At 66.4% G+C, this 22,772-nt stretch carries 20 protein-coding genes; 11 read left to right on the top strand and 9 right to left on the bottom strand.

Annotated features, from left to right (window positions below; all coding sequences use genetic code 11):
• Nucleotides 1-129 precede the first annotated feature (129 nt).
• Complete coding sequence (locus tag LRS53_RS09730; RefSeq protein WP_231355732.1) at nucleotides 130-1,296, top strand: C4-dicarboxylate ABC transporter; 1,167 nt, start codon at nucleotides 130-132, stop codon at nucleotides 1,294-1,296.
• On the opposite strand, the gene LRS53_RS09725 is transcribed toward LRS53_RS09730, so the two are convergent.
• Entirely contained in the window at nucleotides 1,293-3,185 is a 1,893-nt protein-coding gene (locus tag LRS53_RS09725) for a sigma-54-dependent Fis family transcriptional regulator (RefSeq protein ID WP_231355731.1), read from the bottom strand. The two genes, LRS53_RS09730 and LRS53_RS09725, sit on opposite strands and share 4 nt — an antisense overlap.
• 247 nt (nucleotides 3,186-3,432) lie before the next feature.
• Between LRS53_RS09725 and exaC the strand changes: the two genes are divergently transcribed.
• The 7 genes from exaC (at nucleotide 3,433) to LRS53_RS09690 (ending at nucleotide 12,368) form a co-directional block, all read left to right on the top strand.
• Complete coding sequence (gene exaC / locus LRS53_RS09720) at nucleotides 3,433-4,953, top strand: acetaldehyde dehydrogenase ExaC (protein WP_184289988.1); 1,521 nt, start codon at nucleotides 3,433-3,435, stop codon at nucleotides 4,951-4,953.
• A gap of 322 nt (nucleotides 4,954-5,275) precedes the next feature.
• Nucleotides 5,276-6,307, top strand: coding sequence for an alcohol dehydrogenase AdhP (adhP, locus tag LRS53_RS09715; RefSeq protein ID WP_026084062.1), 1,032 nt, complete (start codon nucleotides 5,276-5,278; stop codon nucleotides 6,305-6,307).
• 175 nt (nucleotides 6,308-6,482) lie between these two features.
• Nucleotides 6,483-7,130: a DedA family protein gene (locus LRS53_RS09710; protein ID WP_017642870.1), complete on the top strand. Its 648-nt coding sequence runs from the start codon at nucleotides 6,483-6,485 to the stop codon at nucleotides 7,128-7,130.
• Between the two features lie 4 nt (nucleotides 7,131-7,134).
• Entirely contained in the window at nucleotides 7,135-7,971 is an 837-nt protein-coding gene (locus LRS53_RS09705; protein ID WP_231355730.1) for a zinc-dependent peptidase, read from the top strand.
• A 51-nt stretch (nucleotides 7,972-8,022) separates the two neighbouring features.
• Nucleotides 8,023-8,550, top strand: coding sequence for an inorganic diphosphatase (gene ppa, locus LRS53_RS09700; RefSeq protein WP_007161198.1), 528 nt, complete (start codon nucleotides 8,023-8,025; stop codon nucleotides 8,548-8,550).
• Between the two features lie 244 nt (nucleotides 8,551-8,794).
• On the top strand, nucleotides 8,795-10,972 hold the full coding sequence (locus LRS53_RS09695; protein ID WP_231355729.1) for a TonB-dependent receptor: 2,178 nt from the start codon (nucleotides 8,795-8,797) through the stop codon (nucleotides 10,970-10,972).
• Between the two features lie 334 nt (nucleotides 10,973-11,306).
• Complete coding sequence (locus LRS53_RS09690; RefSeq protein ID WP_231355728.1) at nucleotides 11,307-12,368, top strand: DUF748 domain-containing protein; 1,062 nt, start codon at nucleotides 11,307-11,309, stop codon at nucleotides 12,366-12,368.
• A gap of 311 nt (nucleotides 12,369-12,679) precedes the next feature.
• Here the strand turns inward: LRS53_RS09690 and ilvA are convergent, their stop codons facing one another.
• Nucleotides 12,680-14,221, bottom strand: coding sequence for a threonine ammonia-lyase, biosynthetic (ilvA, locus tag LRS53_RS09685; protein ID WP_231355727.1), 1,542 nt, complete (start codon nucleotides 14,219-14,221; stop codon nucleotides 12,680-12,682).
• A 263-nt stretch (nucleotides 14,222-14,484) separates the two neighbouring features.
• Here ilvA and LRS53_RS09680 point away from each other — a divergent pair, with 263 nt between their 5' ends.
• From LRS53_RS09680 to dxs, 3 genes are all read left to right on the top strand, one after another.
• Entirely contained in the window at nucleotides 14,485-14,727 is a 243-nt protein-coding gene (locus tag LRS53_RS09680; RefSeq protein WP_007161201.1) for an exodeoxyribonuclease VII small subunit, read from the top strand.
• Nucleotides 14,724-15,602, top strand: coding sequence for a polyprenyl synthetase family protein (locus tag LRS53_RS09675; RefSeq protein WP_017639517.1), 879 nt, complete (start codon nucleotides 14,724-14,726; stop codon nucleotides 15,600-15,602). The genes LRS53_RS09680 and LRS53_RS09675 overlap by 4 nt, the downstream gene beginning before the upstream one ends.
• A 150-nt stretch (nucleotides 15,603-15,752) precedes the next feature.
• Nucleotides 15,753-17,684: a 1-deoxy-D-xylulose-5-phosphate synthase gene (dxs, locus tag LRS53_RS09670; protein ID WP_231355726.1), complete on the top strand. Its 1,932-nt coding sequence runs from the start codon at nucleotides 15,753-15,755 to the stop codon at nucleotides 17,682-17,684.
• A 33-nt stretch (nucleotides 17,685-17,717) separates the two neighbouring features.
• Here the strand turns inward: dxs and ribA are convergent, their stop codons facing one another.
• The 7 genes from ribA to ribBA all read right to left on the bottom strand — a co-directional run bounded on the left by ribA (nucleotide 17,718) and on the right by ribBA (nucleotide 22,763).
• Nucleotides 17,718-18,341 carry a GTP cyclohydrolase II gene (gene ribA, locus LRS53_RS09665; protein ID WP_017639515.1) on the bottom strand — a complete coding sequence of 208 codons (624 nt, stop codon included), beginning with the start codon at nucleotides 18,339-18,341 and terminating at the stop codon, nucleotides 17,718-17,720.
• Between the two features lie 95 nt (nucleotides 18,342-18,436).
• Nucleotides 18,437-19,069 carry a retropepsin-like aspartic protease family protein gene (locus LRS53_RS09660; protein ID WP_231355725.1) on the bottom strand — a complete coding sequence of 211 codons (633 nt, stop codon included), beginning with the start codon at nucleotides 19,067-19,069 and terminating at the stop codon, nucleotides 18,437-18,439.
• Between the two features lie 27 nt (nucleotides 19,070-19,096).
• On the bottom strand, nucleotides 19,097-19,606 hold the full coding sequence (locus LRS53_RS09655) for a phosphatidylglycerophosphatase A family protein (RefSeq protein WP_017639513.1): 510 nt from the start codon (nucleotides 19,604-19,606) through the stop codon (nucleotides 19,097-19,099).
• A 23-nt stretch (nucleotides 19,607-19,629) separates the two neighbouring features.
• A complete protein-coding gene (thiL, locus tag LRS53_RS09650) occupies nucleotides 19,630-20,586 on the bottom strand; it encodes a thiamine-phosphate kinase (protein WP_231355724.1) in 957 nt (318 codons plus the stop codon).
• Nucleotides 20,587-20,600: 14 nt separating this feature from the next.
• Nucleotides 20,601-21,080 (bottom strand): transcription antitermination factor NusB, encoded by a 480-nt coding sequence (gene nusB / locus LRS53_RS09645; RefSeq protein WP_026083666.1) that lies wholly within the window; start codon nucleotides 21,078-21,080, stop codon nucleotides 20,601-20,603.
• A gap of 8 nt (nucleotides 21,081-21,088) precedes the next feature.
• Nucleotides 21,089-21,565, bottom strand: coding sequence for a 6,7-dimethyl-8-ribityllumazine synthase (gene ribH, locus LRS53_RS09640; protein WP_007161209.1), 477 nt, complete (start codon nucleotides 21,563-21,565; stop codon nucleotides 21,089-21,091).
• 109 nt (nucleotides 21,566-21,674) lie between these two features.
• A complete protein-coding gene (gene ribBA, locus LRS53_RS09635) occupies nucleotides 21,675-22,763 on the bottom strand; it encodes a bifunctional 3,4-dihydroxy-2-butanone-4-phosphate synthase/GTP cyclohydrolase II (protein ID WP_160921975.1) in 1,089 nt (362 codons plus the stop codon).
• Between the last annotated feature and the right edge of the window lie 9 nt (nucleotides 22,764-22,772).

The following is a 22,772-nucleotide window of genomic DNA, read 5'->3' as shown; positions in this document are numbered from 1 at the left end:
AGTGAGACGACGTATCGCCCGGAAGAACAGTGCCTTATCTACCCCTTGGATTAATTATTCAAATTACTTCGCTTTCAATGATAAGACTGCCTGCCTAGGCTAGGGCCATTCCGTTTCAGGAGTCCTGCCATGTCTCTTGCCGATGCCCTGGCCCTGCGCCAGGGGTGCAAACCCTTCCGCCACCTCGACCGCCCGCTGGAGGTCATCCGCCAGTTCACCCCCCACTGGTTCGCCGTGACCATGGGCACCGGTATCCTGGCCCTCGCCCTGGCGGCCTTTCCTCTGCCGCTGCCCGGACTGCACGCCCTCGCCGAAGGCCTCTGGCTGTTCAATGCCCTGCTGTTCAGCCTGTTCATCGGGCTCTATGCCGTCCGCTGGCTGCTGTTCTACCGCGAGGCCCGCGAGATCTTCGCTCACGCCACGGTTTCGATGTTCATCGGCACCATTCCCATGGGTCTGGCGACCCTGATCAACGGCCTGCTGCTGTTCGGCCTGCCACGCTGGGGCGAGGCGGTGCTGCCCCTGGCGCTCGGCCTCTGGTGGCTAGATGCGGCCATGGCCCTGGCCTGTGGGGTGTTGATTCCTTATCTGATGTTTACCCGCCAGGCGCACCGCATCGACCAGATGACCGCCGTCTGGCTGCTGCCCGTGGTGGCCGCGGAGGTGGTCGCCGCTAGCGGCGGTCTGCTGGTGCCGCACCTGGCGGCTGGCGAGCAATTCACGGTGCTCGTCGCCAGCTATGTGCTCTGGGCCTATTCGGTGCCGGTCGCCCTCAGCCTGCTGGTGATCCTGTTGTTGCGCCTGGCGCTGCACAAGCTGCCGCCGGCCAACATGGCCGCGTCGAGCTGGCTGGCGTTGGGACCGATCGCCACCGGCGCCCTGGGCCTGCTGATACTGGGCGCCGATGCACCGACAGTGTTTGCCGCCCATGGCCTGGCCGGCATCGGCGAGATCGCCCAGGGCCTGGGATTGCTGGGCGCGGTGCTGCTCTGGGGCCTCGGACTCTGGTGGCTGGCGCTGGCCGTACTGGTGACCCAGCGCCAGGCCCGTGAGGGCATGCCCTTCAACCTGAGCTGGTGGGGCTTCACCTTTCCCCTGGGCGTCTATGCCCTGACCACCCTGCGCCTGGGGGAAGCCCTGGCGGCGCCCTTCTTTACCGGCCTGGGCACCGTGCTGGTGGTGCTTCTTGCACTGCTATGGACCCTGGTCGCCAGCCGCACCCTGGCCGGCGCCTACCAGGGCAGCCTGTTCGTCTCGCCTTGCATCGCTCATCTTTGCCAGAAGGCGGCGCGTTAGTCCTGCGGACGTTGCAGACCGTGTTGATGCAGCCAACGATAGAGGGTGTTGCGACTCACCCCTAGGCGCTTGGCGGCGCGAGTCATCTGCCAGTGGCAGTCGTCCAGCACCGCACGCAGTTCCTCCCGGGCGCTGTCGATCGGTGCCGCGCTGGCGTGTACGGGTGCCCTGGCGCTACGGCAATCGGCCGGTAGCTCGTCCAGGCCGATATGGCCGTCTTCGCTCAGCGCTACCAGGGTGCGCAGCACGGTACGCAACTGGCGGACGTTGCCGGGCCAGGGCTGGGCGAGCAGGCAGGCGCGCGCCGCCGGATCGAGACGGATCGACTCGCCGCGGGCCTCCTCGGCCAGCAGCAGATCGAGCAGTTCGCCGCGGTCACTGCGCTCACGCAGGGCTGGCAGGGTCACCACCAGGCCGCGCAGGCGATAGTAGAGGTCTTCGCGAAAGCTGCCGGCCGCCACCAGGGCCTCCAGGTCGCGGTGGCTGGCGCTGATCAGGCGCAGGTCCAGGGCGCGGGGCGCGCCGCCACCGAGGGGCACCACCTGGCGCTCTTCCAGCACCCTTAACAGACGGGTCTGCAAGGCCAGGGGCATGTCGCCGATCTCGTCGAGAAAGAAGATGCCGCCATCGGCCTGCTGCAACTTGCCGGCCATGCCTTCCTTGCGCGCCCCGGTGAAGCTGCCGCCGCGATAGCCGAACAGCTCGCTCTCGATCAGGGTTTCCGGGATGGCCGCGCAATTGAGGGCGACGAAGGCCTGACCGGCGCGACTGCTGGCGCGGTGCAGAGCGCTGGCGAAGGCTTCCTTGCCGGTGCCGGTCTCGCCGTGCAGCAGTACCGGCACATCGCGCTCCAGGACCTTGAGCGCCCGGGTGAAGTCCCGCGCCAGGGCCGGATCGGCCAGGCAGATACCACTGGGCGCGGGCGTCTTGGGCACCGCCACCGGGGTGACCGGGCGCACCTGGGGACCGCGCACCAGGCCGTGTAAACCCTGCCCCTGGCGTCCACGCAACGCCCAGCAGGCGCTGGGGTGCGGGCGGGCACGTTCCAGCAGGTCGTCCAGCCGCAACTCGAACAGGCTTTCCATCCGCTGCCCCAGCACCGCACTGCGCGCCAGCCCGAGCAGCATCAGCGCGGTTTCGTTGGCGGCCTGGACGCGCCCCTCGTCGTCGAAGGCCAGCAGGCCCTCGCTGAGCAGGCCGACATAGGCCGCCTGGGCATGGAAGCGCAGCAGGTAACCCTCGGCGTAGCGGTCGAGGAAATAGCAACTCTCGATCAGCTTGGCTGAAAGATTGACCAGCGCCATGGTGTGGAACTGGCCCTGGCGCGAGGCTTCCTGGCGGGCGCTGGAGACATCCAGCACCGCCAGCAGCTCCCCTGCTGGATCGAAGACCGGACTGGCCGAGCAGGTCAGCTGGGTATGGCGACTGCGAAAGTGTTCGTCGCGATGGATGGTCAGCGCCTGGCGCTCCACCACGCAGGTGCCGATGCCGTTGGTGCCCTCGCAGGCCTCGCTCCAGTCGGCGCCCAGCCACAGTCCGGCCTGCTGGAAGATCTCGCGCTCGGCGTCGGCGGTCACGCAATCGAGGATCAACCCGCGGGCATCGGTGAGCAGCACGGCATGGCCGGCGCCGCCCAGTTGCTGGTGCAGGGAATTCATCTGCCCACGGGCGATCTGCAGCACTCGCTGCTGGCGCTGGCGGTGCTCGTCGAAGCGGGCGCGCTCCAGCACCCAGGGCGCCACGCGCGCGGCCGGGTCCAGCTGGTGTTCGTCGAGACAGCGCCGCCAGGAGCGGGCGATGGCCGGATCGCTGGCCGGGCCGTCAGGGACGGCGCCGCGGGCGAGTTCGAGCACCTGGCTCGCATGACGATCGGACGGGGTGGCGGCCATTGTCGTTGTCCTCCGCGGGGGCGTCTGCGCGGCCTCCAGCATAGGCCAAATCGGTCGGACTGCGCACGCTGTCACCCCCAGGTGACAGGCTGTCACGCCAAGGGGTGACACCTCTGTCACAGTGACAGGTGACGGCACTCCCTGGAAAAGCCCGCAAGGCCGCATCCATGCGGGTTCGCCTGACTTGGCCCGCGCCTTGCTCAGGATCGGAGCGCCGCTTCATACAAGAACAAACAGGAGACCCACCATGCGCTACGCAGCTCCCGGCACCCAAGACGCCTTGCTGACCCTGCAGGCCCGCTACGGCAACTACATCGGCGGCGAATTCGTTGCCCCGGTGAAAGGCCAGTACTTCACCAACACCTCCCCGGTGAACGGCTCGGTGATCGGTGAATTCCCCCGTTCCGACGCAGCCGACATCGAACGCGCCCTGGACGCCGCCCACGCCGCCGCCGATGCCTGGGGCCGCACCTCGGTGCAGGACCGCTCGCTGATCCTGCTCAAGATCGCCGACCGCATCGAACAGAACCTGGAAAAACTGGCCGTCGCCGAGACCTGGGACAACGGCAAGGCGGTGCGCGAAACGCTCAACGCCGACGTGCCCCTGGCCGCCGACCACTTCCGCTACTTCGCCGGCTGCATCCGCGCCCAGGAAGGCAGCGCCGCCGAGATCAACGACAACACCGCCAGCTATCACTTCCACGAGCCATTGGGCGTGGTCGGCCAGATCATCCCCTGGAACTTCCCGCTGTTGATGGCCGCCTGGAAGCTGGCCCCGGCGCTGGCCGCCGGCAACTGCGTGGTGCTCAAGCCCGCCGAGCAGACGCCGCTGTCCATCACCCTGTTCGCCGAGATCGTCGGCGACCTGCTGCCGCCCGGCGTGCTCAACGTGGTGCAGGGCTATGGCAAGGAAGCCGGCGAGGCGCTGGCCACCAGCACCCGCATCGCCAAGATCGCCTTTACCGGCTCCACCCCGGTGGGCTCGCACATCCTTTCCTGCGCGGCCAAGAACATCATTCCCAGTACTGTGGAGCTGGGTGGCAAGTCGCCCAACATCTATTTCGAAGACATCATGCAGGCCGAGCCGAGCTTCATCGAGAAGGCCGCCGAAGGTCTGGTGCTGGGCTTCTTCAACCAGGGCGAGGTCTGCACCTGCCCGTCCCGCGCCCTGGTGCAGGAATCCATCTACGCCCCCTTCATGGAAGCGGTGATGAAGAAGATCGCCCAGATCAAGCGCGGCGATCCGCTAGATACCGAGACCATGGTCGGTGCCCAGGCTTCCCAGCAGCAGTTCGAGAAGATCGTCTCCTACCTGGAGATCGCCCGCGAGGAAGGCGCCGAGTTCCTCACCGGCGGCAACGTCGAGAAACTGCAGGGCGACCTGGCCAGCGGCTATTACATCCAGCCGACCCTGCTCAAGGGCCACAACAAGATGCGCGTCTTCCAGGAAGAGATCTTCGGCCCGGTGATCGGGGTGACCACCTTCAAGGACGAAGCCGAGGCCCTGGCCATCGCCAACGACACCGAGTTCGGACTCGGCGCCGGCGTCTGGACCCGCGACATCAATCGCGCCTACCGCATGGGCCGCGGCATCAAGGCCGGTCGCGTCTGGACCAACTGCTACCACCTCTACCCCGCCCACGCTGCCTTCGGCGGCTACAAGAAATCCGGCGTCGGCCGTGAAACCCACAAGATGATGCTCGACCACTACCAGCAGACCAAGAATCTGCTGGTCAGCTACGACATCAATCCGCTGGGCTTCTTTTAGGTGCCGAATCACGGGCTGGTGCGCTAGAGCCAAACAAGGCGGAAATAGCCAAGGAAGCGCAGTTTACTCAGCGTAAATGAGCATTCCGAGGCTATTTCCAACGCAGTTTGGCCGAAGCGCGGCAGTTCGTGATCGGTGCCGACGCCTGGATGGCGCGCCTCAGCAGGAAGTAGGGGCGCGCCTCCCACCTGACCTGGATCAACACCCGCTCCCCGTGGGTGGCCGACGCTAGACGCACCGGCCGCCCGCGGTGGACAGGTGCGTCCCGGCGCAGGCCCCGTCTGGCTTCATCCACGCATCATGCATCCATGAGGGACTCGTCATGCCTAAAACAATGAAAGCCGCTGTCGTCACCGCCTTTGGCAAACCCCTGGAATTCCGCGAAGTCGAGGTGCCTACCCCGGGCGCCGGCCAGGTACTGGTCAAGATCGCCGCCAGTGGCGTCTGCCACACCGACCTGCATGCCGCCCAGGGCGATTGGCCGGTCAAGCCCAATCCGCCTTTCATCCCCGGTCACGAAGGCGTCGGTCATGTGGTGGCGGTGGGCGCCGGGGTCACCCATGTCAAGGAAGGCGACCGGGTCGGGGTGCCCTGGCTGTATTCCACCTGTGGCCATTGCGAGCACTGCCTGGGCGGCTGGGAGACCCTCTGTGAATCCCAGCAGAACACCGGCTACTCGGTGAATGGCGGCTTCGCCGAATACACCCTGGCCGATGCCGGCTACGTCGGCCGGCTGCCGGATAACGTCGGCTTCGTCGAGATCGCGCCCATCCTCTGCGCCGGGGTCACCGTCTACAAGGGCCTGAAGATGACCGACACCAAGCCGGGCAACTGGGTGGTGATCTCCGGCATCGGCGGGCTGGGCCACATGGCGGTGCAGTACGCCCGGGCCATGGGCCTGAACGTGGCGGCGGTGGATGTGGACGACCGGAAGCTCGACCTCGCCCGCCGGCTGGGCGCCGAGGTCACGGTCAACGCCCGCGAGCAGGATCCGGCGGCCTACCTGAAGCAGGAGATCGGCGGTGCCCACGGCGCTCTGGTCACGGCGGTTTCGCCCAAGGCCTTCGAACAGGCCATCGGCATGACCCGTCGCGGTGGCACCATCGCCCTCAACGGCCTGCCGCCGGGTGACTTCCCGCTGTCGATCTTCGACATGGTGCTCAATGGCACCACGGTACGGGGCTCCATCGTCGGCACTCGCCTGGACCTGCAGGAGGCGCTGGACTTCGCCGGCGAAGGCAAGGTCAAGGCCACGGTGAGCGCCGAGCCGCTGGAGAACATCAACGACATCTTCGCCCGCATGCATGAAGGCGGCATCGAGGGTCGGGTGGTGATCGACATGGCGCTGGGCTGAGAACCGGTCCAACAGTCCCGTGCCCATCTAGGCGCGGGACTGAACCTTTGCCCTACCGTGACCTCTGAGCGGCTGGCGTTTTTTCCCGGCGCCGATCTCGACCAGGCCACAAAACCCGGTCCCGGCTGCCTTTATAATCGCCGCCGGACCCTTGCAACCACGGTAGGCACGCTCCATGGAATTCAACCCGATCGATCTGATCCTGCACCTCGACGTCTATCTCAGCGGGTTGGTAGCCCAGTACGGTACCTGGATCTACGTCATCCTCTTCGCCGTGATCTTCTGCGAGACAGGTCTGGTGGTCATGCCCTTCCTGCCTGGCGACTCCCTGTTGTTCATCGCTGGCGCTTTATCCGCTCTGGGCGACATGGACCCCTATCTGCTGGCCGGCCTGCTGATGTTCGCTGCGGTGACGGGCGACAGCACCAATTACCTGATCGGCCGCTTCGCCGGCGACAAGCTGTTCAGCAATCCCCACTCCAAGGTGTTCCGCCGCGACTACCTGCTGCGCACCCAGGCCTTCTACGAGCACCACGGCGGCAAGACCATCACCCTGGCGCGCTTCCTGCCCATCATCCGTACCTTCGCCCCCTTCGTCGCCGGCGTCGGGCGCATGCACTACCCCTACTTTCTCGGCTACAGCGTGCTCGGTTCGCTGCTCTGGGTCGGCGGTTTGGTGAGTCTGGGCTACTTCTTCGGCAACGTGCCCTTCATCAAGCAGAACCTCACCCTGATGGTGCTGGCCATCATCGGCATCTCCCTGCTGCCGATGATCCTCGGCCTGATCAAGAGCCGGCGCGCCGCAGTCCAGAGCGGAGTCTGAGCCCTTGGGCTTCTGGCGCGCCTGGCGCGAGCGGCGCCTGCTGGAGCGGGTCGCCATCGCCGATGAACTCTGGGCGCGCCTGCGTCAGCGCCTGCCGATCCTCGATGGCCTGAGTGCCGCCGAGGACACCTGGCTACGCGAGCACTGCGTGCTGTTTCTCGCCGAGAAGCGCCTCACCCTGCTCCAGGGTCTAGAACTGGACGACGGCGACCGCCTGCTGCTGGCCGCCCAGGCGCTCTTGCCGCTGCTGCACCTGCCGGAAGCGGCGCTCTATCCCAACGTCCGCGAGATCGTCGTCTACCCGGACGCCTTCGTCAGTCCGCAGCGCCATCGCGACGAAGGTGGCCTGGAACACGAGTGGGACGAGGAACGCGACGGCGAAGCCTGGGATCGCGGCCAGGTGGTGCTGGCCTGGCCCGGCATCCAGGCCAGTGGCGGCTGGGAGGCCTACAACCTGGTCATCCACGAATTCGCCCACCTCATCGACCTGCTCGCCGGTGGCCTGTGCAATGGCCAGCCGCCGCTGCACGAGGACATGCCCCAGGCCGCCTGGACCAGCGCCTTGCAGAGCGCCTACGACGACCTCAATCGCCAGCTCGATGCCGATCCGGATGCGCAGACTGTCCTCGACCCCTATGCGGCGGAAAGCCCCGAGGAATTCTTCGCCGTCGCCTGCGAGTACTTCTTCAGCGCCCCCGACCTGCTCAGCGAGCACTATCCAGCGGTGTACGAGCAGCTGCAGCAGCTGTTCCGCCAGGATCCGCGCCAGCGTCTCGCCGCCAGCCTGGCGAGCGTGCCACAGCCGACACCCCCGGGGTCCGAAGCTCGAACCCCGATCTGAAAGCGCCTATACTCCCGGCCACTTTTCCCAACCGACCAGAGGGACCCGTTCATGAGCTACAGCAAGATTCCTGCCGGCAAAGACCTGCCGAACGACATCTACGTCGCCATCGAGATTCCGGCCAACCACGCGCCGATCAAGTACGAGATCGACAAGGACAGCGACGCCCTCTTCGTCGACCGTTTCATGGCCACCCCCATGTTCTACCCGGCCAACTACGGCTACATCCCCAACACCCTGGCCGACGATGGCGACCCCCTGGACGTGCTGGTCGTGACTCCCTACCCGGTCGCTCCCGGCGCCGTGATCCGCGCCCGTCCGGTCGGCGTGCTGCACATGACCGACGAAGCCGGCGGTGACGCCAAGCTGATCGCCGTCCCCCACGACAAGCTGAGCGTCCTGTACAAGGACGTGAAGGAATACACCGACCTGCCGGCCCTGCTGCTGGAGCAGATCAAGCACTTCTTCGAGAACTACAAGGATCTGGAGAAGGGCAAGTGGGTCAAGGTCGAAGGCTGGGGCGACGCCGACGCCGCCCGCGCCGAGATCACCAAGGCCGTGGCCGCCTACAAGGGCTGATCCACGCCGCTGTCGAAAAGCCCGGTTCGCCGGGCTTTTTTGTGCCCGCTCGCCACGTGGCCGACGGCATCCATTGCCGCTGCAGAAAAGGTTATCGCGCTAGCGTTGGTCGGCGCAAAGATGACGCTCATCCGAATTAACGATAACAGTTATCATAAACGAATAGGATCGCTTCCCACTCGTGATCCTGTCGTCCTGGCAGCGACTTCGAGCCCCCGGCCCGTCAATACAGGATTCGCTCGTCATGGCTCGCTCGCGCTTTGTCTTCCCGTTCTCGCCCCTCGCCCTGGCCATCGCCGCCCTGAGCGCCGTCACCGGCGCGCCCGCCCTGGCGCAAACCAACGGCGACACCGTGCAACTGGACTCCACCACGGTGACTGCCACCGAGGCGCCCAAGGACGCTCCGCCGCCCGCCTACACCGGTGGCCAGGTGGCGACCGGGGGCAAGCTGGGCGTGCTGGGCAATCAGGACAACATGAGCGTGCCCTTCAGCGTTACCAGCTACACCGCCAAGCTGATCCAGGACCAGCAGGCCCAGACCATCGGCGAGGTGCTGAGCAACGACGCCTCGGTGCGCCAGTACAGCGGCTATGCCAACCAGTCGCAGAACTTCGTTATCCGCGGCTACAAGCTGACCGGTGACGACATCTCCTTCAACAACCTCTATGGCGTCATGCCGCGGCAGATCATCGCCACCGAAGCCCTGGAGCGGGTCGAGGTATTCAAGGGCCCCAACGCCTTCATCAATGGCGTGACACCTACCGGCTCCGGCATCGGCGGCGCGGTCAACCTGCAGCCCAAGCGCGCCCAGGACACCCCGACTCGCAGCTATACCGTCGACTACACCAGCGACGGCCGCCTCGGCCAGCATCTCGACCTCGGCCAGCGCTTCGGTGCGGACAACCGCTTCGGCGCCCGGATTAATCTGATGCAGCGCGAGGGCGATACCGCCATCGACGACGAGAGCCAGAGATCCAAGCTGTTCGTCGCCGGACTGGATTACCGGGGCGACCGCTTTCGCCTCTCCACCGACTTCGGCTACCAGAAGCAGGTGGTCAACGGCGGACGCGACAGCCTGCTGCTCGGCAGCCGCCTGACCCGCCTGCCCCATGCCCCCTCGTCCGATACCAACTACAACGCGCCCTGGACCCGTACCCAGCTGGAAGACACCTTCGGCATGGTGCGCGGCGAGTACGGCCTGAGTGACCGCTGGACCGCCTACCTCGCCATGGGCGGCAAGCACACCCGGGAGAACGGGACCTACGGCAGCGCCACCCTGAATGATGAGGCGGGCAATCTCACCATCGGCGGGTCGAAGATCCCCCACGATGACGACTCCCGCACCGTCATGACCGGCCTGAATGGCAGCCTGCAGACCGGCCCCGTCAGCCACCAGATCGCCCTGGGCGCGTCCAGTATCTGGACGGAGCAGAAGAACGCCTACGACTTCGCCTTCCCTGCGGGCGCGAGCAATCTGGACCACCCAGTAGCTGTTGCCTATCCGCGATTCGGTCGATTCATAGGGGGGGATCTGCACGATCCGGGCACCACCGGCAAGACCACCAACCAGAGCCTCGCGCTGTCCGACACTTTGGGCTTCTTCGATGATCGCCTGTTGACCACGTTGGGCGTTCGTCGCCAATCCTTACTGGTCGAAGGCTATGCCTATGGCGACGGCCCCCGTAACTCCAAGTACGACCAATCCATCACCACCCCGATCTATGGCGTCGTCTACAAGCTGACCGATGAGCTCTCGCTGTACGCCAATCGCATTGAAGGCCTGGCGCCCGGCCCGACCGCCGGCAACGGTGCCTTGAACATTGGCCAAGTTTTCTCGCCGGCCCGCTCCAAGCAGACCGAGGCTGGCATCAAGTATGACCAAGGTACTTTTGGCGCCACCTTTGGCCTCTATCGCATCGAGCAGCCTGCCGATGGCTATATCAACGGCCAGGGCTTCTTCGTCCGCGACGGCGAACAGGAAAACCGCGGCGTCGAGCTGAATGTCTTCGGCGAGCCCCTGCTGGGCCTGCGCCTGCTGGCGGGCGCCACCTTCATGGACACCGAGCTCAAGGGCACCCAGAACGGCAGCAACGACGGCAATCGTGCCATCGGCGTGCCGCGCTTCCAGTACAACCTCGGCGCCGACTGGGATGTACCAGGCCTTGCAGGGGTGGCGCTCAACGGCCGCCTGCTGCGCACCGGCGGCCAATACGCCGATGCGGCCAACAACCTGAGCATCCCGGCCTGGACCCGCGTCGACCTCGGGGCGCGTTATCGCTTCAAAGTCGAGCAAAAAGACGTTACCCTGCGCGCCAACGTCGAGAACGTGGCCAACAAGGCCTATTGGGAATCCGCCTTTGGCGGTTACCTGACCCAGGGCGATCCGCGCACCCTTAAGGTGTCCGCCACCCTGGACTTCTGATCGACAGGCGTCCTGGCCCACCGCCAGCCGCCACGCGCAGCCGCGGCGGCGCATCATTTCTCTGCCCGGCAAGGGCAACCCGGGCGGGCCGGGCTCACCAAAAATCAGCTCAACCCGCCCTCGAAAGCCGGCCACAAGCCGGCTTTTTTGCGTCTGCCGTTCGAGTAGCTCATAACCAGGCGTAGCGGAGCGACGACCGGTACGGATGCAAGCCGCCCAGGCAGAGGCTTTCGCCCATGTCGGCGTCCTAAGTCAGCCCGCCAGGCAAACTCACGAGAAACTCAGGCCCGTTACTCAGGGTCGACCGAGGACGAGTCCGCCCCGAGTCGCCATCATGTCCCGCCGTCTGCGTCTGCCTCTTTACATCCTCATCGGCTTGGTCGTCCTGCTGCTGTGCCTGCACCTCGCCGCGCCGCTGCTGATCCGCCATTACCTCAACGACAAGCTGGCGGACATGGGCGACTATCATGGCCAGATCACCGACGTGGACCTGGCCTGGTGGCGCGGCGCCTATCGCATCGAGGGACTGGAGATCGTCAAGGTCAACGGCAAGGTGCCGGTGCCCTTTCTCAAGGCGCCCAGCATCGATATCGCGGTGAGCTGGCGTTCGCTGTGGCAGGACCATGCCATCGTCGGGCGCCTCGTCTTCGATCGCCCCGAACTCAACTTCGTCGACGGCGGTGCGCGCAAGGAGCAGTCGCAGACCGGTGAAGGCACCGACTGGCAGGACCAGGTGGACAAGCTGATCTCCATCACCCTCGACGAGGTGCGGGTGGTGAACGGGCGGGTGACCTTCCGCAACTTCAACTCCAAGCCCCAGGTGAATCTGGTAGCCACCGATGTCAACGCCAGCCTCTACAACCTGACCAACGCCGCCGACGCCCAGGGCGAACGCATCGCCCACTTCGAAGGCAAGGCCGCCGTCCTCGGCAGCGCGCCCCTGGAAGCCAGCGCCCGCTTCGATCCCTTCAAGGACTTCACCGACTTCGATTTCCGTTTGCGGGTCACCGACATCGACCTGCCCAAGCTCAACGATTTCGCCCGCGCCTACGGCAAGTTCGATTTCCGCGCCGGCAGCGGCGACGTGGTGGTAGAGGCCAAGGCGGTGGACGGCCAGCTCAGTGGCTACGTCAAACCGCTGATGAAGAACGTCGATATCTTCGACTGGCAGCAGGACGTCGAGAATCGCAACAAGAACGCCCTGGAGAGCGCCTGGGAAGCCGTGGTCGGCACCGCCCAGACCTTGCTCAAGAACCAGCCCCGCGACCAGTTCGCCACCCGGGTAGATCTCTCGGGCAGCGTGAAGAACCAGGACATCAGTCCGCTACAGGCTTTCTTCAACATCCTGCGCAACGCCTTCGTCCAGGCCTTCAGTGCCCGGTATGACGCGGATTGACGCTCTCGTAGGTTGGCGCTGAGCATAGCGAAGCCCAACAGCTTGATTTCTGGCGTCCGGCTACCCTCACCCAAGCCCTCTCCCAGAGGGAGAGGGGGCGGTTGGACCCCGCAGCGTTTTCCACTGACGTACACGGACGCGAGCGGTGGATAAGGCCGCACCGTGATCCACCCTACCCGTAGGTTGGCGCTGAGCGCAGCGAAGCCCAACGGGCGGGACTGTCAGTGATGCCAACGGTGGATAAGGCCGCGCCGTGATCCACTTTGCCCGTAGGTTGGCGCTGAGCGCAGCGAAGCCCAACACCATCACCCTTACCCGATAAACAACCGATACGCCGGATTGTCCGTCTCGTCCCAATAGCGATAGCCGATGGCATCCAGGGTCGCCAACAGCTCGCCCCGCTCGGCGTGACTGGCCTCCAGCGCCGCGAATACCCGCCCGTCCGCCGCGCCATGGTTACGGTAGTGAAACATGCTGATGTTCCAGCGACCGCCTAGGCGTTCGAGGAAATCGAACAGCGCTCCGGGTCGCTCGGGGAATTCGAAGCGGAACACCTGTTCCTGGTCGACCCGCATGGCATGACCGCCCACGGTGTGGCGGATGTGCAGCTTGGCCAGTTCGTTGTCGGTCAGGTCCAGCACCGGGAAGCCCTGGTCGCGCAGCCCCTGCAGCAAGGCCTCATGCGGATCGCGCTGGGGATGGGTCTGGACGCCAACGAAGATATGGGCTTCCTGGCCGGAGTGATAGCGGTAGTTGAATTCGGTGATCTGCCGCCGGCCCAGGGCCTCGCAGAAGGCCCGAAAGCTGCCCGGCCGCTCGGGGATGGTCACGGCGATGATGGCTTCGCGCTGCTCGCCCAGTTCGGCGCGCTCGGCCACGTGTCTCAGGCGGTCGAAGTTGATGTTGGCGCCGGAATCGATGGCCACCAGCACCTGGCCGCCACTGCCTTCACGCTCGGCGTATTTCTTGATCCCGGCCACGCCCAGGGCGCCAGCCGGTTCGGTAATGGAGCGGGTGTCGTCATAGATGTCCTTGATCGCCGCGCAGATCTCGTCCGAGCTGACGGTGATCACCTCGTCCACATAACGGCGGCAGACCTCGAAGGTGTGGTGGCCGATCTGGGCCACGGCCACGCCGTCGGCAAACAGCCCCACCCGCGGCAAGACCACCCGCTCGCCGGCGGCCATGGCCTGCTGCAGGCAGTTGGAGTCATCGGGCTCGACGCCTATGACCTTGATCTCGGGGCGCAGGTATTTCACATAGGCCGCGATACCGGCGATCAGGCCGCCACCGCCCACGGGGACGAAGATGGCGTCCAGCCGGCCCGGATGCTGGCGCAGGATCTCCATGGCCACGGTGCCCTGGCCGGCGATGACGTCGGGATCGTCATAGGGCGGGACGAAGGTATAGCCCTGCTCCTCGACCAGGCGTAGCGCCTCGGCCAGGGCCTCGGGAAAGGCGTCGCCGTGCAGCACCACCTCGCCACCACGGGACTGCACGCCGATGACCTTGAGCTCGGGGGTGGTGCGCGGCATGACGATGATCGCCCGCACGCCCAGTTCGCGGGCCGCCAGGGACAGGCCCTGGGCGTGGTTGCCGGCGCTGGCGGCGATCACCCCACGGGCCTTCTCGGTGGTCGAAAGGCTGGCCAGCTTGGTGTAGGCACCGCGGATCTTGAAGGAGAACACCGGTTGCAGGTCTTCGCGCTTGAGCAGCACCTGGCAGCCCAGCCGTTCGGACAGCGCCCGAGCCGATTGCAGAGGCGTCTCGATGGCCACGTCGTAGACGGGGGCTTCGAGGATCTTGCGGGCATAGCGCTGCAAGAGATCGGTGGCGGGTTCCTGGACGGTCATGGCGGGCTCCTGGGGTGTTTCGTCGGGGCCCAGGAGTCAGAAAGTACAAACCCGCCTCTTGGGCGGGTCTGGTTGCGCAGCTAACGCTGTCCCGCCATCAGGTAATGGCGGTAATAATGCTGGGGCGTTGGGGGCTGCGCGTTTTCATGACCGCTACCCTAGGGCCTGGCCGGGCACGGCGTCAAGCGGCGCCGATGGCTGTGGCACAATGGCTGACCTGTTGCCCACTTCCCGCGACCCGATCGCCTCTGCCGAGAATCCCGATGGCCCGCAAGAAAGCTCCCGACTTCGAACAATCCCTGGCCGAATTGCAGACCCTGGTGGAACGCCTGGAAAGTGGCGAGCTGTCCCTGGAGGACTCCCTCGGCGCCTTCGAACAGGGCATCCGCCTGACCCGCGAATGCCAGGGTGCCCTGGCCCAGGCCGAGCAGAAGGTGCAGATCCTGCTGGAAAAGGATGGCGAACTCAGCGCCGCCCCCTTCGCCCCGGTCGGGGACGACGCATGATCGAGGCCTACCAGCAACGCTGCCAGACTCGCGTCGATACCGCCCTCGCCCCGCTCTTCAGCGCCCCCCGCGCCGAACTCGCCCGGCTCTATGCCGCCATGGCCTACAGCGTCATGGGTGGCGGCAAGCGGGTACGGCCGTTGCTGGTCTATGCCGCCTGCGAAGCCCTGGGTGGCGATCCGGCGCGCGCCGACCAGGCCGCCTGCGCGGTAGAGCTGATCCACGCCTATTCCCTGGTCCACGACGACCTGCCGGCCATGGACGACGACGACCTGCGCCGCGGCCGGCCCACCACCCATAAGGCCTATGACGAGGCCTGCGCCATCCTTGCCGGCGACGGCCTGCAGACCCTGGCCTTCGAGACCCTGCTGGCGGCGCCCCAGGAGGCCGCGGTGCGGCTGGAGATGGTCGCGGTGCTGGCCCGCGCCAGCGGTCCGGCGGGCATGGTCGGCGGCCAGGCCATCGATCTGGAATCGGTCGGGCGGCGCATCGACCAGCCGGCGCTGGAAACCATGCACCTGCACAAGACCGGCGCCCTCATCGCCGCCAGCGTGCAGCTCGGCGCCCTGGCCAGCGAAGCCGCCGGTGCCGCCGAGCGCGACGCCCTGGCCCGCTATGCCGAGGCCATCGGCCTGGCCTTCCAGGTCTGGGACGACGTGCTCGACATCGAGAGCGATACCCAGACCCTGGGCAAACGCCAGGGTGCCGACCTCGCCCGCGACAAACCGACCTACCCGGCGCTGCTCGGGCTGGACGCCGCCAAGGCCTATGCCCTGGAACTGCGCGACACCGCCCTGGCGGCCATCGAGCCCCTGGGCGAGCCGGCCGAACCCCTGCGCGCCCTGGCCCGCTATATCGTGGAACGACGTAGCTAGACGCGCTCCAGCGGAAAAACTCGTGACCCGGGCCGCATTTGCCCCCGGGTCCGTTGTCACAGGGGCATAACAAGACGCCCTGCCCGCTGTTGGGATGCCACGCGGGCATCGGGTAAACTGCCTAATTCTCTGCGCAAAGTGATCAGCCAGATGCCCAAGACGTTTCACGAGATTCCCCGCCAGCGTCCCGCGACGCCCCTGCTCGACCGCATCGACTCGCCGGTGCAACTGCGCCAGCTCGGTGACGCCGAGTTGGACGCCGTCGCCGACGAACTGCGCGCCTTTCTCCTGTGGACCGTGGGCCAGACCGGCGGTCACTTCGGCGCCGGCCTGGGTGTCATCGAACTGACCGTGGCCCTGCACTACGTCTTCAACACCCCGGAAGACCGGCTGGTGTGGGACGTCGGTCATCAGGCCTATCCGCACAAGATCCTCACCGGCCGCCGCGAAGGCATGGCCAGCCTGCGCCAGAAGGACGGCCTGGCCGCCTTCCCACGGCGCAGCGAGAGCGAGTACGACACCTTTGGCGTCGGTCACTCCAGCACCTCCATCGGCGCCGCCCTGGGCATGGCCATCGCCGCCCAGCTGCAGGGCATCGAGCGCAAGTCGGTGGCCGTGATCGGCGACGGCGCCCTGACCGCGGGCATGGCCTTCGAGGCACTCAACCACGCCTCGGACACCGGCGCCAACATGCTGGTGGTACTCAACGACAACGACATGTCCATCTCGCGCAACGTCGGTGGCCTGTCCAACTACCTGGCGCGGCTGCTCTCCAGCCGTACCTATCAGCACCTGCGTGAGAACGGCAAGAAGGCCCTCTCCAAGCTGCCCGGTGCCTGGGAAATCGCCCGCCGTACCGAAGAGGCCGCCAAGGGCATGCTGGTGCCCGGCACCCTGTTTGAGGAGCTGGGCTGGAACTACATCGGCCCCATCGACGGCCATGACCTGCCGACCCTGGTCACCACCCTGCGCAACCTGCGCGATGCCAAGGGTCCGCAATTCCTTCATGTGATCACTCGCAAGGGCAAGGGCCTGTCCATCGCCGAAGCCGATCCCATCAGCTACCACGCCATCACCAAGCTGGAGCCGCTGGACGCCAAGCCAAAGCGCCCGGGTGCGCCCAAGTACTCCAACATCTTTGGCGACTGGCTGTGCGACATGGCCGCCGTCGATGCCAAACTGGTGGGCATCACCCCGGCGATGAAGGAAGGCTCCGACCTGATCCGCTTCGCCGAACGCTATCCCGAGCGCTACTTCGACGTGGCCATCGCCGAGCAGCACGCGGTGACCCTGGCCGCCGGCCTGGCCTGCGACGGCATGAAGCCGGTGGTGGCCATCTACTCCACCTTCCTGCAACGCGGCTACGACCAGTTGATCCACGACGTGGCGGTGCAGAATCTGGATGTGCTCTTCGCCATCGACCGCGCTGGCCTGGTGGGCGAAGACGGCCCGACCCACGCGGGCAGCTTCGACCTGTCCTACCTGCGTTGCATCCCTGGCATGGTGATCATGGCGCCCAGCGACGAAAACGAGCTGCGCCGCCTGCTCACCACCGGCTATCGCCACCAGGGCCCGGCCGCGGTGCGCTACCCGCGTGGCAGCGGCCCCAACGCCGCCCTGGATCCGGGCCTGGAGCCCCTGCCTATCGGTAAAGGCGTGGTGCGTCGTCAGACCAGCCTGAAGAGCGGCCCCAAGGTCGGCTTCCTGGTGTTTGGCGTGCAACTGGCCGAAGCCCTGCAGGTCGCCGAGCGCCTGGACGCCAGCGTGGCCGACATGAGATTCGTCAAGCCGCTGGACGAGGCCCTGATCCGCCAGTTCGCCGCCGACCACGACCTGCTGGTCACGGTCGAGGAAAACAGCGTCATGGGCGGCGCCGGCAGTGCGGTCAACGAATTCCTGCAGGCCAACGCCCTGCTCCGGCCGGTACTCAACCTGGGCCTGCCGGATAGCTACATCGAACACGCCAAGCCGGCCGACATGCTGGCCGAATGCGGCCTCGATGAGGCGGGTATCGAACGCTCAGTACGCGAGCGTCTGGCCCTAGCGGACCTGGCACCGATCGGTCTGCGCAAGGAAGCCTGAGCGCAGCCTGCCGCTGGCCAGTAAAAAGGCGCCCTAGGGCGCCTTTTCCATGTCTTCGTTCTGGTGCAGATTACCGAGCATGTGACCCAGCTTGCCGGCCTTGGTCAGCAGATAGCGGCGGTTGTGCGGATTGAGGCCTTCCTGCAAGGGCACCCGCTCGGCGACCGGGATGCCCAGCACCTCGAGCGCCTTCACCTTGCGCGGATTGTTGGTCATCAGCCGCAGCGCCGTGACGCCCAGGTGTTCGAGCATCGGCTTGCACAGGGCATAGGTGCGCTGGTCGGCGCCGAAACCCAGGCGCTCGTTGGCTTCCACGGTATCGGCACCGGCATCCTGCAGCTCATAGGCGCGGATCTTGTTGAGCAGACCGATGCCGCGCCCCTCCTGGCGCAGATAGAGCAGCACGCCGCGACCGGCCTCGGCGATGGCGCGCAGCGCCGCTTCCAGCTGGAAACCGCAGTCGCATCTCAGGCTGAACAGCGCATCGCCGGTCAGGCACTCGGAATGCAGGCGGCCCAGCACCGGCTCGCCATCGGCCACGTCACCGAAGGTCAGGGCGACGTGCTCCTTGCCATCGGTCTCGTCGAGAAAACCGTGCATGGTGAACAGGCCGAAGGGGGTGGGCAGTTGGGAGGCGGCGACAAAGACGACGGACACCTGCAGGCTCCTGGCGGGGAAAGACGTACATTGTAACCTTTTCCCCGGGTTCGGCGTCATCGCCAGGGGTTATGACATCGATACCCGATGATCTATCAGCGCGCCTGGACGTAGAAGATGCCCTGGGCCTCGCGCCAGCCGACCCGATTGAGGAAACTCATGCCCAGGAGACCCTGGCTGGGGTAGTTGCCCTCCAGCACCATGGCCTCCACCCCGACCACCTCGACATCACCCAGGCGCACCTGTTTGAGCGTGGTGCGCCAGGCGCGGGCATGACCGCTGGCGGTTTCCACCCAACCCGGGGTGCCTTCGCGATAGCTGATGCCCAGCTGATCGGCCTGGGCGCCACTCAGGGCGACGCTGGTCGCGCCGGTGTCCACCAGCAGCGACACCGGGCGCCCATTGACGCTGGCGGTGACCTGATAATGGCCATTGTTGCTGCGCGGCACGCTGAATTCGCGGCGCTGCGGGGCGCTGTAGCCATCGCTGTACTCACGGTCGAGGGCGAAGGCCTGGGTCCGGCCGTCGATGCGCAGCAGCGCCTGCTGGGCATCCGCACTGACCAGCTCGACGTCGTCCAGGCGCTGGCCGACTCGCAGCAATTTGCGCTGGCCATTGACGTTGACCACCGCCGCGTCATTGAACAACCCCACGACCCTGACCTGGGGTTGCGCCCAGGCGAGCGAACCGACGGCCAACAACAGGCCGTACGCGCCCAGTCTTTTCACTGCCCTGCTCCTTGGGCCTGCGTCTCGTCAGCCGACGAGATGACCCCAACCGATGTGTAATCCCTGGACCACCAGCCAGGCGAGAACGCCGGCCAGTACATCGTCGACCATGATGCCGACACCGCCGCGGACATTGACATCCAGCCAGCGGATTGGCCAGGGCTTGCAGATATCTAGTACGCGGAAGGCGACGAAACCCACCAGCAGCCAGATCAACCCCGGGGGCGCCAGCCAGAAGGTGATCCAGATACCGACCATCTCGTCCCAGACGATGCCCTCATGGTCGTGCACCCCCAGTTCCCGGGCGACCTTGCCGCACAGCCAGCAACCGAACACGGTCAGCAGCACCAGCAGCAGCGGATAGCTCCAACCACTGAGCAGCTGCCAGAGCGGCACGAAGGGCAAGGCGATCAGCGATCCCCAGGTGCCGGGCGCCTTGGGCAGGGTGCCGGAACCCAGGCCAAAGGCCAGGAAGTGCCAGGGATCGCGCCAGACCGACAGGGGGACCGGCTGGGCGGGGGCTTGGTGTTCGCTCACGAAAGGGACTCCGCTCGAAGACGCTAGAAGTGTTGGAAACCGGTCTGCGCCAGGGTCATGGGCTGACCGTCGGCGGCGAGGACAGCAACGCCGCTGCCCGCCTCGACCCGCCCGATCACCTGCGCCTGGGGCCAGGCGACGGCCAGCGCCGAGGCCTGCTCCGGTGGCAGGGTGAAGACCAGCAGGTAGTCGTCACCCGCGCCGAGGGCCAGGCGCAGCACCTCGTCGGCGGGGAAGAGTTCGGCCAGGGCCGGACTCACCGGCAGCCGCGCCGTCTCCACCACCAGGCGTACCCCGGAGGCGGCGGCGATGTGGCCGCAATCTGCGACCAGGCCGTCGGAGACGTCCTGGGCCGCCGTCGCCCTGCCCCGCAGCCAGAGGCCGAGGTCGAACTGCGGGTGGGGTGCCCAGTAGCGCGCCAGCAGGTGCCGACAGGCGTCGCCCTCCGGCGCGCGCTGGCCGAGGACGAAGGGCAAGGCCCCGCCGGCTTCACCGGGGGCGCCGCCCAGGCACAGCAGATCGCCCGGGCGGGCACCGCTGCGCAGCAGGGCTTGACCCGCCGGAACTCGGCCGAAGACCGTGAGGGTAAGAGACAGCGGCCCGCGGGTGGTATCGCCTCCGACCAGGCGCAGCTCGCATTGCTCGGCCATCTGCGCGAGGCCTGCCGCCAGGCCTTCCAGCCAGGCGGGCTCGACGGACGGCAGGGTCAACGCCAGGGTGAAACCCAGGGGCGCGGCGCCCATGGCGGCCAGGTCGCTGGCGCTCACCGCCAGGGCGCGCTGGCCGAGGCCGAAGGCATCCGGACAGGGATCGGGGAAGTGCACCCCGGCGGTCAGGGTATCGGTGGACACCGCCAGCTGTTCACCCGATGCGGGTGCCAGCAGCGCGCAGTCGTCACCGATCCCCAGGGCCACGCCGGGTCCGCCGCGAGCGCAGGGCGCCGCGGCGAAATAGCGACGGATGAGTTCGAATTCACCCATGCCAGCGTGGGCGATCAGCGCTTGCCGCGCAACTCGGCGCTGCGCAGCTTGGGCGCCAGCTTGTCGAGCACGCCGTTGACGAACTTGTGGCCATCGGTGGCGCCGAAGATCTTGGCCAGCTCGATGCCTTCGTTGATCACCACGCGATAGGGCACGTCGATGCGCTTGAGCAGCTCGTAGCAGGACAGCCGCAGCACGGCCAGTTCCACCGGGTCCACCTCGTTCATGGGGCGGTCCAGACAGGGCAGGATCAAGCCGTCGATCTCACCCTTGTTGGCCGGGACGCCATGCAGGACTTCATGGAAATAGGCGCCATCGACCTTGGCGAAATCGTTGTCGACGCGAAACTGCGCCTCGATCTCGTTGATCGCCTGGCCCGCCATGTGCCACTGGTACAGCGCCTGCACCGACAGGCTGCGCGCTTCGCGACGGGCAGCCAATTTGCCGGTGGGGGCCTTCTTGCCCGCGGGCTTGCCGGCCGCGGGCGGAGTCAGATCGCCGCTCACTTGGCCTCCAGCTGCGCCAGCAGGCTGACCATTTCCAGAGCAGACAGGGCCGCTTCGGCCCCCTTGTTGCCGGCCTTGGTGCCGGAGCGCTCGATGGCCTGCTCGATGGAGTCGACGGTGAGAACGCCAAAGGACACCGGTACGCCGAATTCCATGGAGACCTGGGCCAGACCCTTGGTGCACTCGCCGGCCACGTACTCGAAGTGTGGAGTGCCGCCACGGATCACCGCGCCGAGGGCGATGATGGCGTCGAATTCGTCCCGCTGGGCGATCTTCTGCACCGCCAGCGGGATCTCGAAGGCGCCGGGGACGCGGATGATGGTCAGGTCGTCCGGCTTGATGCCGTGACGCACCAGGGCGTCGATGGCGCCCTGCAGCAGGCTTTCGACGACGAAGCTGTTGAAACGACCGACCACCAGGGCGAAGCGGCCCTGGGGAGCGATGAAGGTGCCTTCAAAGGTCTTGATGTTCATGTGCGGGTCCAGTTGTCAAAGAGCCGGACGGCCGGCAGTGCCAGGCCGTCCGTGGAAATCCAGGTGAAGCGCGCCATGCCACCCGGGCGGGGCGCGCCAGGCGGAAGGGTCATTCTTCAGGAGGCAGATAGTCTACTACTTCCAGGTCGAAGCCGGATATGGCATTGAACTTCATCGGCGAGCTGAGCAGGCGCATCTGACGAATGCCCAGGTCACGCAGGATCTGCGAACCGGCGCCGACGGTGCTGTAGGTGGATAGCGCCTTGGGTACCGGCAGCGGCTCGCGCAGATGCGCCAGCAGGTCGTCGCCCTCGATCGAGTGACCGAGCAGCAGCACCACGCCGGCGCCTTCACGGGCGACCCGCTCCATGGCGCTGCGCAGGCTCCAGCGCCCCGGCTGGTGCACCTGCAGCAGGTCGCGCAACGGATCCATGTTGTGCACCCGCACCAGCGGCAGCTCCTGGCTGGCCAGGTCGCCACGGATCAGTGCCAGGTGGACGTCGCCCTCCACCTCGTCGCGGTAGGTCACCAGCTTGAACGGCCCGAGTTCGGTCTCCAGCTGCTGCTCGTCGATGCGCTTGACGGTGTGCTCGTGGAGCAGGCGGTAGTGGATCAGATCGGCGATGGTGCCGACCTTGAGGCCATGCTGCTCGGCGAAGGCTTCGAGTTCGTCGCGCCGGGCCATGGTGCCGTCGTCGTTCATCACCTCGCAGATCACGCCGCTCTCGGCGAAACCGGCCATGCGCGCCAGGTCGCAGGCCGCCTCGGTGTGGCCGGCACGGGCCAGCACACCGCCAGGCTGGGCCATCAGCGGAAACATGTGGCCGGGACTGACCACGTCGCCGGGCTTGGCGTCCTTGGCGATGGCGGCCTGCACGGTGCGGGCGCGGTCGGCCGCGGAGATGCCGGTGCTGATGCCCTCAGCAGCCTCGATGGAGACGGTGAACTTGGTGCCGAAGCCGGAGGCGTTGCGGCTGGCCATCATCGGCAGGTTGAGGCGTTCGCAGAGACCCTTGCTCATGGGCATGCAGATCAGGCCCCGGGCATGGCGGGCCATGAAGTTGATGTGTTCGGCGGTGACGCATTCGGAGGCGATGATGATGTCGCCTTCGTTCTCGCGGTCCTCGTCGTCCATGAGGATGACCATCTTGCCCGCGCGGATGTCCTGGATGATGTCTTCAATGCTGGAAAGTGCCACGGTGTCGTC

The organism is Pseudomonas sp. PLB05, from assembly GCF_021106615.1.
Classification (GTDB): Bacteria; Pseudomonadota; Gammaproteobacteria; order Pseudomonadales; family Pseudomonadaceae; genus Chryseomonas; species Chryseomonas benzopyrenica.
This window is presented reverse-complemented; position numbering and strand designations above follow the sequence as displayed.

Bases quoted from the DNA above. Each gene is read 5' to 3' on its own strand.
- LRS53_RS09730 (WP_231355732.1), top strand. From the start codon at position 130: ATGTCTCTTGCCGATGCCCTGGCCCTGCGCCAGGGGTGCAAACCCTTC.
- LRS53_RS09725 (WP_231355731.1), bottom strand. From the start codon at position 3,185: ATGGCCGCCACCCCGTCCGATCGTCATGCGAGCCAGGTGCTCGAACTC.
- exaC (WP_184289988.1), top strand. From the start codon at position 3,433: ATGCGCTACGCAGCTCCCGGCACCCAAGACGCCTTGCTGACCCTGCAG.
- adhP (WP_026084062.1), top strand. From the start codon at position 5,276: ATGCCTAAAACAATGAAAGCCGCTGTCGTCACCGCCTTTGGCAAACCC.
- LRS53_RS09710 (WP_017642870.1), top strand. From the start codon at position 6,483: ATGGAATTCAACCCGATCGATCTGATCCTGCACCTCGACGTCTATCTC.
- ppa (WP_007161198.1), top strand. From the start codon at position 8,023: ATGAGCTACAGCAAGATTCCTGCCGGCAAAGACCTGCCGAACGACATC.
- LRS53_RS09695 (WP_231355729.1), top strand. From the start codon at position 8,795: ATGGCTCGCTCGCGCTTTGTCTTCCCGTTCTCGCCCCTCGCCCTGGCC.
- LRS53_RS09690 (WP_231355728.1), top strand. From the start codon at position 11,307: ATGTCCCGCCGTCTGCGTCTGCCTCTTTACATCCTCATCGGCTTGGTC.
- ilvA (WP_231355727.1), bottom strand. From the start codon at position 14,221: ATGACCGTCCAGGAACCCGCCACCGATCTCTTGCAGCGCTATGCCCGC.
- LRS53_RS09680 (WP_007161201.1), top strand. From the start codon at position 14,485: ATGGCCCGCAAGAAAGCTCCCGACTTCGAACAATCCCTGGCCGAATTG.
- LRS53_RS09675 (WP_017639517.1), top strand. From the start codon at position 14,724: ATGATCGAGGCCTACCAGCAACGCTGCCAGACTCGCGTCGATACCGCC.
- dxs (WP_231355726.1), top strand. From the start codon at position 15,753: ATGCCCAAGACGTTTCACGAGATTCCCCGCCAGCGTCCCGCGACGCCC.
- thiL (WP_231355724.1), bottom strand. From the start codon at position 20,586: ATGGGTGAATTCGAACTCATCCGTCGCTATTTCGCCGCGGCGCCCTGC.
- ribH (WP_007161209.1), bottom strand. From the start codon at position 21,565: ATGAACATCAAGACCTTTGAAGGCACCTTCATCGCTCCCCAGGGCCGC.